Origin of the sequence: Vibrio genomosp. F6 (assembly GCF_005146325.1) — a bacterium.
GTDB lineage: Bacteria > Pseudomonadota > Gammaproteobacteria > Enterobacterales > Vibrionaceae > Vibrio > Vibrio cortegadensis.
Genome location: NZ_SYUT01000010.1, coordinates 118,794 through 133,246, shown reverse-complemented (window position 1 = coordinate 133,246; position 14,453 = coordinate 118,794). Strand labels below are relative to the sequence as shown.

At 42.9% G+C, this 14,453-nt stretch carries 13 protein-coding genes; 7 read left to right on the top strand and 6 right to left on the bottom strand.

Translation table 11 applies throughout. The features are described 5' to 3' along the window. The first annotated feature begins 3 nt into the window (after nt 1–3). On the top strand, nt 4–300 hold the full coding sequence (locus tag FCV43_RS01160; protein WP_017052000.1) for a YciI family protein: 297 nt from the start codon (nt 4–6) through the stop codon (nt 298–300). Next, nucleotides 301–705 carry a GspS/AspS pilotin family protein gene (gene gspS2, locus FCV43_RS01155; RefSeq protein WP_113797391.1) on the top strand — a complete coding sequence of 135 codons (405 nt, stop codon included), beginning with the start codon at nt 301–303 and terminating at the stop codon, nt 703–705. Between the two features lie 192 nt (nt 706–897). Here the strand turns inward: gspS2 and metE are convergent, their stop codons facing one another. After that, the gene (metE, locus tag FCV43_RS01150) at nt 898–3,237 is read right to left on the bottom strand and encodes a 5-methyltetrahydropteroyltriglutamate--homocysteine S-methyltransferase (RefSeq protein WP_136993772.1); all 2,340 of its coding nucleotides are present in this window, start codon (nt 3,235–3,237) and stop codon (nt 898–900) included. Between the two features lie 332 nt (nt 3,238–3,569). Between metE and FCV43_RS01145 the strand changes: the two genes are divergently transcribed. After that, nucleotides 3,570–4,481 (top strand): LysR substrate-binding domain-containing protein, encoded by a 912-nt coding sequence (locus FCV43_RS01145; RefSeq protein ID WP_017051997.1) that lies wholly within the window; start codon nt 3,570–3,572, stop codon nt 4,479–4,481. A 206-nt stretch (nt 4,482–4,687) separates the two neighbouring features. Here FCV43_RS01145 and FCV43_RS01140 read toward each other — a convergent pair whose 3' ends face one another. Further along, a complete protein-coding gene (locus tag FCV43_RS01140) occupies nt 4,688–4,882 on the bottom strand; it encodes a DUF4250 domain-containing protein (RefSeq protein ID WP_017051996.1) in 195 nt (64 codons plus the stop codon). Between the two features lie 100 nt (nt 4,883–4,982). Next, nucleotides 4,983–5,663 (bottom strand): hypothetical protein, encoded by a 681-nt coding sequence (locus FCV43_RS01135; RefSeq protein WP_017051995.1) that lies wholly within the window; start codon nt 5,661–5,663, stop codon nt 4,983–4,985. Nucleotides 5,664–5,995: 332 nt separating this feature from the next. Here FCV43_RS01135 and FCV43_RS01130 point away from each other — a divergent pair, with 332 nt between their 5' ends. Then, the gene (locus FCV43_RS01130) at nt 5,996–8,365 is read left to right on the top strand and encodes a YgiQ family radical SAM protein (protein ID WP_136993771.1); all 2,370 of its coding nucleotides are present in this window, start codon (nt 5,996–5,998) and stop codon (nt 8,363–8,365) included. Nucleotides 8,366–8,465: 100 nt separating this feature from the next. Here FCV43_RS01130 and FCV43_RS01125 read toward each other — a convergent pair whose 3' ends face one another. Genes FCV43_RS01125 through FCV43_RS01115 form a run of 3 tightly spaced genes read right to left on the bottom strand, consistent with a single transcriptional unit; the run spans nt 8,466 to nt 11,285 of the window. After that, nucleotides 8,466–8,864 carry a GtrA family protein gene (locus tag FCV43_RS01125; protein WP_136993770.1) on the bottom strand — a complete coding sequence of 133 codons (399 nt, stop codon included), beginning with the start codon at nt 8,862–8,864 and terminating at the stop codon, nt 8,466–8,468. Further along, complete coding sequence (locus FCV43_RS01120) at nt 8,845–10,290, bottom strand: ArnT family glycosyltransferase (RefSeq protein ID WP_017051992.1); 1,446 nt, start codon at nt 10,288–10,290, stop codon at nt 8,845–8,847. Before FCV43_RS01120 ends, FCV43_RS01125 begins: the two co-directional genes overlap by 20 nt. After that, complete coding sequence (locus tag FCV43_RS01115; protein WP_017051991.1) at nt 10,287–11,285, bottom strand: glycosyltransferase family 2 protein; 999 nt, start codon at nt 11,283–11,285, stop codon at nt 10,287–10,289. The genes FCV43_RS01120 and FCV43_RS01115 overlap by 4 nt, the downstream gene beginning before the upstream one ends. Before the next feature lie 129 nt (nt 11,286–11,414). Between FCV43_RS01115 and FCV43_RS01110 the strand changes: the two genes are divergently transcribed. From FCV43_RS01110 to FCV43_RS01100, 3 genes are all read left to right on the top strand, one after another. Next, nucleotides 11,415–12,095 (top strand): response regulator transcription factor, encoded by a 681-nt coding sequence (locus tag FCV43_RS01110; protein ID WP_136993769.1) that lies wholly within the window; start codon nt 11,415–11,417, stop codon nt 12,093–12,095. Then, entirely contained in the window at nt 12,088–13,380 is a 1,293-nt protein-coding gene (locus FCV43_RS01105) for a sensor histidine kinase (RefSeq protein WP_136993768.1), read from the top strand. The genes FCV43_RS01110 and FCV43_RS01105 overlap by 8 nt, the downstream gene beginning before the upstream one ends. Before the next feature lie 126 nt (nt 13,381–13,506). Beyond that, nucleotides 13,507–14,427, top strand: coding sequence for a pyridoxal-phosphate dependent enzyme (locus FCV43_RS01100; protein WP_136993767.1), 921 nt, complete (start codon nt 13,507–13,509; stop codon nt 14,425–14,427). Nucleotides 14,428–14,453: the final 26 nt, after the last annotated feature.

The following is a 14,453-nucleotide window of genomic DNA, read 5'->3' as shown; positions in this document are numbered from 1 at the left end:
AATATGTGGTATGTCATCTTTTCACAAGACGTAGAAAACTCTTTAGAAAAACGTATGAGCGTGCGCGCGCAGCATTTAGAACGCTTACAGCTACTGCAAGATGAAGGCCGCCTACTGACTGCGGGTCCTATGCCAGCCATCGATTCAGATAATCCGGGTGAAGCGGGTTTTACTGGTTCTACTGTTATCGCACAATTCAACTCCCTTGCCGAAGCTCAGACATGGGCTGATGCCGATCCTTACATCGGTGCTGGTGTGTATGAAAATGTTATTGTGAAACCATTCAAAAAAGTGTTTTAGATGACCACAATTCGTATAGCCATTGCTCTCATGAGTTCTTTACTTGTTTTATCAGGTTGCGCATCAACCGAAGAACAGGAAAAGCAACGAATGATAGAGCTTACCGCTCAAAGCCGAGCCAGTGTTCTTTCTGCTGGTTTACCGATTGAGCAAGGCCCGCTTTCAATCATGCGAGCGTCGGCTAAAAATGGTGTGGTTGAATTAATGATGCTCTATAACACCGACGCGAAAGGTGCGAAACCAATCGACAGCGTCATAAAAAGTAGCATGGATTATTACTGCAATAATGTTGAAGTGCTTCAAAACCTAGAGATAGGTGTGAGTTACCGAATTATGCTGAGAAACTCTCGCGGTCAGTTGATGGTCGATGAGCTTATCTCTCAGCAGCGCTGTGAAAGTTTATAGAGCCTATTTCACGTAGGCTGTTTGATGCAATGAAACGAAAAGGTTGATACCGATTCTCTATATAAATAGCGAATGTGTATCAACCTTTTTTATTTTAGGTCATTCCATTTTTGTATCACATTAAGCATTCATACTAACGAATTAACGAACAAACAGAATTACCACCGCCCCTTTGACCAAACCCAGAACCTTTTAAGCCAGTTCTACGCGCAATTTCTTCGCCGCTGACACGAGGTTCGCGAGAGCCGCTTCTGTCTCTTTCCAATTACGGGTTTTTAGACCACAGTCAGGGTTTGCCCATAAGCGTTCTGCTGGGATTTTATCCGCCGCTTTACGAAGCAGATCTTCAATCCACTCTTGCGTTGGAATGTTTGGCGAATGAATGTCATAGACGCCAGGGCCAATTTCATTCGGATAGTTAAATTCCTCAAACGCTTTGAGCAACTCCATATTCGATCGTGATGTTTCAATGGTGATCACATCGGCATCTAAATCGGCCACTGACTGAATGATCTCATTAAATTCGCTGTAACACATATGAGTATGTATTTGTGTTTCTGGTTTTGCACTTGCCGCCGAAATCTTAAACGCATCCACAGCCCACTCAAGGTATTCTGCGTGATCACTCTTCTTCAACGGCAAGCCTTCACGGATTGCAGGTTCGTCAATTTGAATAATGTTAATACCTGCATCTTGAAGATCTGAAACCTCATCACGAAGCGCAAATGCCAATTGTTGGGCAATCTCTTTTCGGCTAATATCTTCACGAGGGAAAGTCCAACACAAAATCGTCACAGGGCCGGTTAGCATTCCTTTCATCTGTTTTGATGTTAAGGATTGCGCATAGGTAGACCACTCGACAGTCATTGGTTTTTCTCGTTCGATGTCTGCTACGACAATCGCCGGTTTAACGCAACGTGAACCATAACTTTGCACCCAGCCAAACTGAGTCGTTTGAAAGCCTTCAAGGTTCTCAGCAAAGTACTCAACCATATCGTTACGTTCCGCTTCACCATGAACAAGAACATCCAGATCCAAAGCTTCTTGGCGCTTAACCGCATCAGCAATATGACCTTTTAGCGCACTGTTGTACTCCGCTTCTGTCAATTGCCCTGTGCGATACGCATTGCGCTGAATTCGAATTTCTCCGGTTTGAGGAAATGACCCTATGGTTGTGGTCGGCAATAATGGAAGGCCAAGAACCTCTGCTTGATGCGCTGCACGTTCAGGGTATGCTGCGCTTCGTTCAGCCAAAGTCTTAGTAATTGAATTCAACCGAGCTTGCACCTTGGGTTTATTGACATGCACATCAGTACGACGAGCAACAATAGGTTGACTGTAAGTTTCACAAGCTAGAATTGCGTTTTGGTCGCCATCAAGCGCCGCCCCTAACAGGCTCACTTCGGTCACTTTTTGCTTCGCAAATGCAAACCAACTCTTCACTTCATCTGACAGTTTCTGTTCTAGCTCAAGATCTACCGGGCTATGAAGTAATGAACAAGAACTCGCAACCCACAACTTATCACCCAGCTTATCTTTCACTGGCTGTAGACGAGCTAATTCAGCACCTAAATCGGCTCGCCACACATTTCGGCCGTTAATCACACCCGCAGAAAGTACCCACTCTTGCGGTAATTTTTCAACCACATAATCAAGTTGCTCTGGTGCGGCAGACAAATCAATATGCAGGCCATTGACAGGCAGTTCAACGATTTTATCGAGGGTATCTGACACCGAATCAAAGTAGGTGGTTAAGAGTAGTTTCACATCACTTTGTAGGACTTGATAAGCAAGTTTGAATGAGTTCAGCCACTCTTTTTCTAGCTCTAGCGACAAAATTGGTTCATCAATTTGTACCCACTCCACCCCTAGTTTTGCGAGTTTTGCTAGAATAGTTTGATAAGCCGTAAGCAATCTCGGCAATAAGGTAAGTCGATCAAATCCCTCTTCAACCTCTTTACCAAGATACAAATAAGTCAGCGGACCTAACAGCACTGGCTTCACTTTGTGGCCAGCATTAATGGCTTGGCTTACCTCTTCAAATAACTGAGGCCAACTCACTTCAAAACTGTCATCTTTACTGAATTCTGGCACGATATAGTGGTAATTAGTATTAAACCACTTTGTCATATCAGATGCTGCATTGCCTTCACCAGAATGATTGGAGCAGCCACACTCAACTTGAGACTGACCACGACCAACGCGGAAAAGAGTATCCAGATCTGGAAATGCCTTTTCGCCCTCTTCTCCACCAGCATGTCGTTTTGGCGCATGACCAAGCAGTAATGTGGTTGTGAGAACGTGATCGTACCATGCAAAATCACCCGCGGTGGCAAAAGAGAGTTTTGCCTCAGCCTGAGTATTCCAGTTACGAAGCCTAAGTTCGCTTCCTAGTTCTTTCAAACCGTTTTGATCAATTTCGCCACGCCAATATTTTTCTAAAGCAAACTTCAGTTCTCGCTTCTCGCCAATACGTGGGTAGCCAAGAATGTGAGTGGTTGTTTTATTTTCTACTGCTTCAAATCTAGCCATCTTAATATTCCTTATTATTCGCTTAAATAGGTCATTTCGCTCAGTTCACTTGACTACCCTAACGCACTCAAGATGTCTGGATGGCTAAACTATCGCGTCAAACGACTCATTGAACAACCTCCAAATATTCATTTTGTTTATGAATTAAATTCATGTTTCTCAGCTCCCCATTAAATTTAATTAATCCATTTAGCCATCTAGATGTTTACAACTCACAAAAAGAGTCGTAGTTTAAGTCTTATAAACAGCGAGAAAGAACTCTGATGTAAGTAATTCAATCACGTAAAAGTATTGATAACGTTCAGAAAGCTTAAGGAATATGAGGGACACTCATGATAGAGCTAAAACATTTACGGACATTAGTAACGCTAAGGGATACGGGCTCGTTAACGGCAACCGCGACGTCATTGCATCTGACACAGTCTGCGCTGTCTCATCAACTCAAAGATTTGGAAGCGAGGCTTGGTGGACAGCTTTTTTTACGTAAGACTCGTCCGGTAAAATTCACGTCTGAAGGTGATATTTTGCTTAAACTGGCTGACGACATAATGCCTAGGATGGCAAAAGCAGAAAATGAGTTAGCAAGCTTGAAAGAAGATGTAAATGGTAGATTGCACATGGCGATTGAGTGCCACTCTTGCTTTCAATGGTTGATGCCTGCACTTAAGGAGTATCAAGTTACGTGGCCAAGTGTCACGTTAGACTTCTCTTCTGGCTTTGGTTTTGAACCTTTACCAGCACTGCTCGCGGGAGAGCTTGATTTGGTGATCACATCAGATATCCAACCACGATCTGAAGTGCACTATGAGCCACTATTTGATTTCGAAATGCGTTTGATTACTTCTACCCACTCCCCGCTCGCCCATAAAGAGATCATCGAGCCCAAAGATCTCATCAATGAAACGATGCTGTCTTATCCCGTTCAAAAACAGCGCTTAGATGTCGTTAAACATTTTCTGAGCCCCGCAGGCGTTGAGCCCGCAAAATGGAAGCAAGCAGATAATACGTTGATGCTAGTACAGATGGTATCCGCAGGGCTAGGCGTCGCAGCATTACCCAACTGGGCTATCAGTGAATTCTCTCGACAAGGTTTAATTACCAGCAAACCTTTAGGGGAAGGGTTATGGAGACGTTTATTCGCGGCAACAAGAAATGCAGAAAAAGATAAACATTACCTTCAAGCTTTTTTTAATACCGCTCGCCAGCAATGCAAAAGCCACCTTGATGGGATCAAAATGGCATAACACGAGCCTAATCAATAATAAAGCTACCTACATAACGTTTACCATTAGAAAGTTAGCCAGTAGAACGTTTACTAATAGATAGCTTGCCAATAAAAGCCATTGATGCCAATAGAGAGAGGGCTCTATCGGCATCACTGGTTTCAATTTGAAAGCTAGCACTTTGAAAAGCAAGCACTTAATGAAGCGAATGAATCACGCTCGATTCACTAGTAGGACTTAAACTGATTGGTCAATGGATCATATTGATAGCCCAAACCATCAAGTTTGCCGACGACATTCTGTTCATCCATTTCATACATACTCACTAGCTCTTCAAAGCTATCACACTCTAAACGCAGTTTTTCATTCACAATGCCTAATAGAATACTGCTGTCTAGGCTTCCCACACTGCTCAATTCCATGATCACGCTCCTAGTGGATTTAGTTACTTTAAGCGTAGACCGAATTTTAAGGTCATAATGTGACTTTTTGCGAAATATGATGAAAAATTTCGCAATTATCTCAAACGATAAAAAAGCCCTGTAAACCAATGGTTGCAGCCAACAAAGTAAGGTTTGCAAGAGTCAGTTGTAACTTATTCGGAGACTGAGACAAAAATAGATGCCAGCACCAAATAACAATACCGATGATAAGTAGAGCAAAGCTTATTAATAAGCCTTGTGTCGCCAAAGCCAGTGACTCTTCATTGAGACTGTATGCGTGCAACAAGGTCGCCAGCACCACCAGCATACCGCTCAATACGCCAGCGACAGGTAAAATACGATGAAATGCGTCCAATCGAGAGCGAGCAATCAACAGTAACAACTGACCGAAGATCGCCCCTAATGTTCCAATATAGGCAAAATTCACAATCGATGCTGCGATTGATGGCTGCTCACTGATAACAATGCCAACGTAAGCGAGTGCAAGTCCGTTCGCTAGATAAAGCAACCATAACGGCCCTTTATCGCGGGTTTTATTGGTCTGAACCTTAGAGAAAAAATAGAATATCGCAAACACGACTAAGAAAGCTTCAATCTTAATCGAAGCTACTGCGAGCCAAAGTACACCGATCGCAGGCAGCATTTTATGCACTCTTCCTCGCTGACCTGGGCATATATCGCCTTTGACCAAAACTAGGGTTAACACTAGCTGTGCACCTAACAACATAGGCGCGAATGACATTAGAATAGACTCAACCATCTCAATTGCTTCGTAATTTGATTTTATAGGGGGCGGATCATATCAGAGTAAAAGGGTGAGTTCCTAATGGTTCTATTTCATCCATGTTCAATAACAGCGAAAAGCCCAGCAATTGGCTAATATCTCACCCATATCAACACATTTACCGTTATTTTATAGTCATAAGCTGTTTTAAAGTGTGCGAATTCCACCCTCCAAATAAGAATGAGATTCACTACCTTATTAGCATTAGTCAAAGATAGAAAACACCCAGAAAATCAAGGGGGATGTTCCACTAGCTACTCACATCACATATCGCTATAATTCCCGCCTCAAAGATCAGAGGTCAAAATATGCACAGCGATATCACTCCTATTCATCAATACAAAAAATACTGGGCCGAGTGCTACGGAACCGCACCCTTTTTGCCTACCAGTAGAAAGGAGATGGATGCTCTAGGTTGGGATAGCTGCGACATTATCATTGTCACAGGTGATGCTTATGTCGACCACCCAAGCTTCGGAATGGCTATCATCGGACGCCTTTTAGAAGCGCAAGGGTTCCGTGTTGGTATTATTGCTCAACCTAAATGGGACAATAAAGACGCGTTCATGAAGCTAGGTAAGCCAAATCTATTTTTTGGTATTACTGCGGGTAACATGGACTCGATGATCAACCGCTATACATCTGATCGTAAACTTCGCCATGATGATGCCTACACGCCAAATAATGAAGGCGGTAAGCGTCCAGATCGTGCCACTTTGGTCTATTCACAGCGTTGTCGCGAAGCTTATAAAGAAGCGCCTATCGTACTCGGTGGTATTGAAGCGAGTTTGCGTCGTATCGCACACTACGATTACTGGTCTGATAAAGTCCGTCGCTCAGTTCTGTTTGATGCAAAAGCAGACATACTTCTATTTGGTAATGCAGAACGTGCCCTCGTCGATATCGCTCACCGCTTAGCAAACGGCGAATCCATCGCGGATATGACCAATATTCGTGGTACGGCTGTTAATTTACCAGCGGAGCCGGAAGGTTTTAAAATCATTGACTCTTCTCGTATAGAAAAGCCGGGGAAAACCGCTTATGTTCCGGTTAACCCATACGAAGTTGAAACCCAGTGTGAAACAAATAAAGATGCTCAATCGGCACAAGATAAGCCTGTTGAAGTTGAAGCAAAACCTATTTACATAAGCCCTTCGCGCCACGATTCGAAAAATACAGCAATACGTTTGCCTCCTTTCGAAAAACTGAACAATGACCGAATTCTATATGCTCACGCTAGCCGTATTATGCACTTAGAAACAAACCCACATTCTGGCCGAGCACTGATTCAACGCCACGCTAATCGCGAATTGTGGGTTAACCAAGCACCTATTCCTCTTACCACTGAAGAGATGGATTATGTGTTTGGGCTATTCTTCGCTCGAGTTCCGCACCCTATGTATCGCGGGGCTAAAATTCCAGCTTATGAGATGATCAAAACATCGATCAATATCATGCGTGGATGTTTTGGTGGCTGTTCATTCTGTTCAATTACTGAGCATGAAGGACGCATTATTCAAAACCGCTCGCAAGAGTCGATCATCAATGAGATGGAAGAGATCAGAGATAAAGTTCCAGGTTTCACAGGCACAATCTCGGATTTAGGTGGCCCTACCGCAAACATGTACCGTTTAGGCTGTTCAATACCTAAAGCAGAAGCGACTTGTCGCCGTCCTTCATGTGTCTTCCCTGTGATTTGTAATAAGCTCAATACCGATCATAAGCACACTATCGATCTTTATCGTGAAGCTCGTAAAGTGAAAGGCATAAAACGTATCATGATTGCATCTGGCGTTCGCTATGACCTTGCGATTCAATCGCCGGAATACGTGCGTGAACTGGTGACTCATCACGTTGGTGGCTATCTGAAAATTGCCCCTGAGCATACAGAGAAAGGGCCATTGGATCTGATGATGAAACCGGGCATGGGAAGCTATGACCGTTTCAAAGAGATGTTTGAGAAGTACAGTAAAGAAGCAGGTAAGAAGCAGTACCTGATTCCATACTTTATTTCGGCTCACCCAGGAACAGAAGATGAAGACATGCTTCATCTAGCTCAGTGGTTGAAGAAAAATAATTTTGAGTGTGACCAAGTACAAAACTTTTACCCATCACCGATGTGTAACGCAACGTCAATGTACTACTCAGAAACCAACCCACTGAAACGAGTGAAATATAAAAAACGCGAAGACGTCCCTGTACCTAAAGGGGAACGTCATCGTCGATTACACAAGGCTCTATTGCGCTACCATGATCCAGCAAACTGGCCGATCATTCGTGAAGCTCTGATTGAGATGGGGCAAAAACACTTAATTGGTGACAAGCCTCACTGTTTAGTGCCTGCTGAAGACTTAGAAACACAGACTCCAGCACAACGCCGTAAAACAGGGCGACATGGTGCAAACCGCTTTGCGACTAAACACTCAAAAGGTCAACCAGGATTGGGTGGTGAAAAAGAGCGTAAATCGCCAAATGGTCATTCGAAAAACAACCATTCACCAAGTAAGAATGGTAACGGTAAACCGACAGGTCAGCGTAACTCGGCAAATAATCAACAAGGTGAAAATCCAAGCCGAAGCAAGCAACGCCCTCAAGGTTCTAACCAAGCGAAAGCGAATGGAAACCCCCAAGGTGGAAATGCAAAACCGAAAGGAAATCGTAAGCCTAAACATCGTTAATGGTGCAAGCGGGCTCACTTCAGGTCTATAAATAATAAAAAGCGCAGAGAAATCTGCGCTTTTTTGTATCCGTAACATTAAATAACTTAACGTTAAATTGCTAACACGAACTTGAAGCCTTGAACACCCATCGAGAACTCAATAAAAAGTTACTTATCATTCCCGCCAGTACACCTAATACTAAGGCGATATAGACATACCATCCATCGGGTCCAATCCACTCAAGGCTCAATTTAAACACCACAAAGTTAGGCACCGCAGAAATAGATGCCGCTAGGATAAATTTTTTCCATTGCTGCAAACGAGGAGCGTCTTCAACGTCACTAAATGTATAGATTCGATTTCCTAGCCAAGTCGTTGTAGCGGCACCAATGAAAGCTATCGTTCGAATCAGCATCAGATCCCAATGAAAGAATATATTCAACGTCGCAAAGATGGTGGCATCGACTATAAAGCCGATACCTCCCACTACAGAAAACTTAATCAGTCGTTGTATCATTTTCAATCTTCATGCAGGTAAAAAGTGAACGCTTAGATACCGCGGTAAATTCCATTCTACAATTCAGCGATAAATCCTTAATAAGCGTTTCAACAGGTTCCATCTTTCCAATGAGGTAAAAACGATCTAAGTTAAAGATCTGCTGATTTGAGGTAAATCGTTTAGCCTGCCCTCGACTATAAAACTGGCCAGAGAATGGTCGTTTACCTACATAAAAAGCAGGCGCACTGTCTTGGATTTGTTCAAAGATAACGCGATCACTTCTGCGCTCAGCTTTACCGAGATTAAGCATCAATAGTGCAATCATCAGTACTACAGGTAAAATACATGCGACTCCTGAAAACCACTTCAAATCTTTCTCTTTTATCAGCATAGCAATCATGAGACCAAGAGCGGGTATTCCTGGTAACACGTATGCAGGAAGAATATTTCCAGCCGCAGTAAAGAGTACTAATGGAGAGATCAACCAACATAATAAAAAACTAAACAGCCCATGGTGAGTGGTACCGACTTCTTTAATCATAGCTCGTCTTCGCCAAGCTAAAAACGGTAGAACAATAGACCAAGGGGCCGCTGCTTGTAGCCAGAAGACCCAAATCATCCCCTTCACTTCATCATGAGCAGAGCCGTATAGATCGCCTTCCCATCCACTAACGACGAAACGTTTAAAATGCTCCCCGACAATGAAGTAATCAATAAAACCGGGTGTTTTCAGTTCCGCTAAAATGTACCAAGGTAAAGCCACACACAGCATAGCAACTGAACCAAAGACAATTGGGAAACGACGCCAAAGTTCACGAAATCCATTCAGAAAACCATGTTGAAGTATAAGCCAAGGTAAAACTGCAATACCCATAATAACGATCGCTACGGGTCCTTTCGCCAGTAGTCCCATGGCCAGCCCTAAAAACCCGATTATTCCCCATGCAAATCCCGCTTTTGTTGCTTTGTTGTCGAGCCAGCAAAAGTAAAAACCGACCATGGCAATCGTCATCGCTAAGGTTAGTGCCATATCCGTCATAACGGCACCAGCCGCAATCGAGAAGATACCGCAAGTAGCAAGCACAATACCGGAAACTAACCCACTCACACCCACTCTTCTCGCCATGTAAGCAATCAGAAGAATGGTGGCCACTCCTGCCAACCAATGCGGTGCTCTTACTGCAAATTCATTCAGCCCGAAAATTTGAATGCCGTAAGCACTCATCCATGTAAACAGCGGTGGTTTACCCCAAAAAGGAATCCCGTAATCAAATTGTGGCGTCAACCAATTGCCAGTTTCGACCATCAACCTTGCCATTTCACCGTAACGAGCTTCGGTCGTATCCATTAATGGGTAAGCGGCTAATGAAAGTAATCTGAGTAAAAGTGCAAAGCCAAGTAAAATCCAGAGGTGATTACGCTTGATGTCAACGTTCAGTTTCATGCCATCGCCTTTAAAAAAGTGGTATGTTGTTTCGCTGGCTGTTCTGAAATTGATTGAACGAGATACAACGGCCTTGCTTTCGTTTCAATAAATATTCGACCTATGTACTCACCGAGTAACCCAATACTCAATAGTTGAATCCCACCAAGGCCAAGCATCACAACCATCATGGATGGGTAACCACTTACAGCTTCACCATACATGACTGTTTTCGTAACAATAATTGAACCGTATACAAAAGCAGTGCACGCAATCAGCGCACCAAGAACGGTCGCTATGCGTAATGGGCGGATTGAGAACGAAGTAATGCCATCCATCGCTAACCCAAACAGCTTTAAATAATTCCATTTTGTTTCACCGCAAAAGCGAGCATCACGTTCAAATTGCAGCGTAGATTGTTTAAAACCAGGCCATGAAAAGATGCCTTTCATATAGCGATTACGCTCTGGTAAGCGATTGATATGATCAACCACTTCACGGCTTAGTAAGCGAAAATCCCCGACATTTTCGGGCACTTTCAACTGAGCCATTGAGTTTAAGACTCGGTAGAATGACGCAGCGGTAAAACGTTTAAACCAAGATTCCCCATGTCGATGACTGCGCTGCATATTGACCACATCAAAGCCTTTGCGCCACTCTTCCAGCATTGAAGGGATGAGCTCTGGTGGATCTTGCAGATCGGCATCAATGAGAATGACAGCAAGCCCTCGACAGTGCTCCAATCCAGCAGACATCGCCGCTTCTTTACCAAAGTTTCGACTCAGCCCTAAACTAATCACGTCGCAACCCGAAACAGGAAAGCTCTCCACTAACGCCTTACTATTATCAGAACTTCCATCATCGATATAAATTATTTCACAACGGTCATCTAAAGCATCAAGAACGGCAGTCAACCTAGAATGGCATTCAGGTAATACCTCTTGCTCATTGAAATAAGGCACAATAACCGAAAGTACTACTGGCTTCTCAAAGTAGTTTTTATGTAGTGTATTCATTCATGCAACAATCTATAAAATTGGATTTGTTTGCATTGTCTACTAGTTAATGTGGAAGATATGTCGTTGACATCTTTTTCACATCAAATCATGATCATAGGAAAGCACCTTTAAACGTAGATTTTAAAAATGAAGAAAGTACTGTTAGTTGAAGATAACCGAGAAGTCGCTGGCGTTTTATTTGATTACTTCGAATGCATTGGAATGGAACTGGATTACGCAGACAATGGCGAACTAGGCTTACAACTGGCTCTCGAACAAAGCTTTGACATCATCATTCTTGATTTAATGCTACCGCGTATGGATGGGTTAACCGTTTGTAATCAACTGAGAGATAAAGGCAACTGCACTCCAATATTGATGTTAACCGCGCTAGATAACCGCGAAGATATGCTTAAAGGCTTTGAACATGGTGCTGATGACTACCTAACAAAACCTTTTGATTTAGACATCCTTGAAGCTCGAATGAATGCTTTAATCAATCGCTATCGTGGCAGTGTAGCAAGCACCAAAATGAGTTACGGTTCGCTGGTTATCGATCAAAAAACACATCAAGCTTACCGAGATTCAAAGCGATTAGCACTTAACCCGACAACCTATACAATACTTGAATTGTTGTGCCAGCAAGCTCCTGAAATTGTCACTCGCGAACAGATAGCAAACAAACTTTGGCAAGAAAACGAACCCAACAATGACGTTCTGAGAAGTCATATCTATCAATTAAGAAATCAGCTTGATAAGCCTTTTTCTTCCCCAATGCTAATTACAGTGCCAAAAGTAGGGTTTCGTTTGGAGGTAGCCAGTGATTAATACCTTTCGCTCCAGCACGAAAAGTTTAACGGGCAGGCTAGCTCTATTTTTCGCACTGCTATCAACCGTTGTCGGGGGAGTGAGTTACACCATTTTTTACAGTGCAATACATTGGTCAGAAGATAGATTTGGCGAACGACGGATCATACTTGATCGTAACGAAGCTATTTCTCGTTATCAAGCTGGTGAAGATGGGGTCATCACCATTGATATATTAACAGAGGCCTATAATGACTGGGATCTCATTCCGAAGGAGTACTTACCTTTCTTTCAAGATAAGACTTTTTTTATAGGCGAAGTGGGTGACGATCCACATTCAAGAATGGTCTATGTGGGTAATTTTTCAAAAAATGGCACTCAGTTTCCAATAATTCTCTTGAGTGAAATCGACAAAGTTGAACTTCAACTAGATGAAATTATTTTTTCTGTCTCTGTGGTCATGGGGCTTGTCACAACCTTGATGTTACTATTCGGCGCACTACTATACCGACTTTCGAAACGTCTGATCGAGCCAATTAATTCATTATCCAAACAACTAGAAACCAATAAAGGCAAAGTGGATCAAGCGTTTTCAATCAATAATGCCGCTGCTGTTGAGTTTAAATTGTTAGCCGATCAGATGAACCATTATCGGCATGAAATCAACTCTCTTTTAAAGCGGGAGCAGGCATTTGCACGCTACGCGAGCCATGAACTCAGAACACCACTAACTGTCGTTCGAGGCTCAAATAAACTATTGAGTCGTGGTGATAATAATGAATTTCAGACAAGACAGATCAAAAGAATCGATGATGCGGCGTATCAGATGTCAACCATGGTCGACGCCTTACTCGGTCTAGTGCGTTATGAACGTGACCATGATTCAGAGCCAATGCGAGAATTTAGTGAATCTGAACTCAAATCGATTCTTGACCAAAATTCGGAACAGGCTGTTTTAAAGCAAGTAAATGTGGAATGCACCATTGAAACCTCACCTCAAGTTCAAGCAACTACAGCGGTCATGAACATGATCATTGGCAATTTAGTACGAAATGCCATTGCTGCAACGAACCAAGGCGTTGTTGAAGTAAGGATGACATCAGAATATATAAACATAAAAGATCAAGGTGAAGGGCTAACTGAGAAGCCTTCCGCAGATGGACATGGCTTAGGCTTGCTCATTGTTGATGATTTATGTTCACGATATGGCTGGTCTTTCTCACTAAGCAACCATAAGAGCGGAGGCTGCGAAGCTGTCGTTACGTTTCCATCACTTCAAAAATCAATCCCCCTAGCCGACTCATAACTGATTATCGCTATCCGCTTATCTACATTAGCGGATAGCGGTAAATTGTATTCTATAATTATTGTTGGTTTACTCTTTAACCATACTACTAGATACTGTGCCCAACTTAGTTAAACATTTTGTTGTATGAAATTAGACAATAGCCCTATAACCCAACATCAATTTCAGAAAAGCACTTTCTTTCTTAAACGTGATGACCAACTCCATTCCCATTTTTCAGGAAACAAAGCTCGTAAATTCATTAACATACTAGAGAGTGACTACCCTAAAGTCACCACTCTGATATCTTATGGATCTGCGCAGGCCAATTCATTCTATTCATTAGCGGCTCTGGCTCGAATAAAGGGTTGGTCTTTCGAGTTTTATGTTGGTCATATTCCAGCATCGGTTAAAGCATATCCAAGAGGTAATTATCGTGGGGCGCTCGAACTTGGCGCCAATATTATTGATCTTTCCGAAGTCGCACCAGATCTGCATCCAAAATCTTATATTGAAGAGATTCGACAGCCAGACGAAAAATGTTTGTATGTTGAAGAAGGTGGCCGATCTCCTCTCGCTGAATATGGCGTGAAGCAACTCGCAAGAGAGATACTGGGTTGGGTTCGATTTGAACCGAATCATAATTTCGTGGTTGCCCTACCTTCAGGGACGGGGACGACGGCACTCTACCTTCACAAACACTTAAAAACGCATAACATTCCTGTGATTACCTGTGCCTGTGTGGGTGGGAATGATTATCTGACAAGCCAGTTTGATGAATTAGGTGAAAGCGATCATCCAGAAATCTTGTCTCTGGATAAAAAGCACCACTTTGGCAAGCTCTATCAACAAGATTACCAAACGTGGCTAAATTTAGAGCAACAAACCGACATTGAATTCGACCTGCTTTATGACCCTCTCATGTGGCAATGCTTAGACCGATGGAGCGCAGAAAACCCAGAGAAAACCCTACTGTATATTCATCAAGGTGGGCTACTCGGTAATGAAACGATGTTGCCGCGCTATCAAAGAAAGTACCCACAACTCGCAAGCTCTATTGACAAGTAATCATGCTCACTTTAATGCTCCCTATT

Excerpts from the sequence above, each read along its gene's own strand:
- gspS2 (WP_113797391.1), top strand. The coding sequence starts at position 301 with ATGACCACAATTCGTATAGCCATTGCTCTCATGAGTTCTTTACTTGTT.
- FCV43_RS01140 (WP_017051996.1), bottom strand. The coding sequence starts at position 4,882 with ATGGAATTGAGCAGTGTGGGAAGCCTAGACAGCAGTATTCTATTAGGC.
- FCV43_RS01130 (WP_136993771.1), top strand. The coding sequence starts at position 5,996 with ATGCACAGCGATATCACTCCTATTCATCAATACAAAAAATACTGGGCC.
- FCV43_RS01110 (WP_136993769.1), top strand. The coding sequence starts at position 11,415 with ATGAAGAAAGTACTGTTAGTTGAAGATAACCGAGAAGTCGCTGGCGTT.
- FCV43_RS01120 (WP_017051992.1), bottom strand. The coding sequence starts at position 10,290 with ATGAAACTGAACGTTGACATCAAGCGTAATCACCTCTGGATTTTACTT.
- metE (WP_136993772.1), bottom strand. The coding sequence starts at position 3,237 with ATGGCTAGATTTGAAGCAGTAGAAAATAAAACAACCACTCACATTCTT.
- FCV43_RS01160 (WP_017052000.1), top strand. The coding sequence starts at position 4 with ATGTGGTATGTCATCTTTTCACAAGACGTAGAAAACTCTTTAGAAAAA.
- FCV43_RS01145 (WP_017051997.1), top strand. The coding sequence starts at position 3,570 with ATGATAGAGCTAAAACATTTACGGACATTAGTAACGCTAAGGGATACG.
- FCV43_RS01135 (WP_017051995.1), bottom strand. The coding sequence starts at position 5,663 with ATGGTTGAGTCTATTCTAATGTCATTCGCGCCTATGTTGTTAGGTGCA.
- FCV43_RS01100 (WP_136993767.1), top strand. The coding sequence starts at position 13,507 with ATGAAATTAGACAATAGCCCTATAACCCAACATCAATTTCAGAAAAGC.
- FCV43_RS01125 (WP_136993770.1), bottom strand. The coding sequence starts at position 8,864 with ATGATACAACGACTGATTAAGTTTTCTGTAGTGGGAGGTATCGGCTTT.
- FCV43_RS01115 (WP_017051991.1), bottom strand. The coding sequence starts at position 11,285 with ATGAATACACTACATAAAAACTACTTTGAGAAGCCAGTAGTACTTTCG.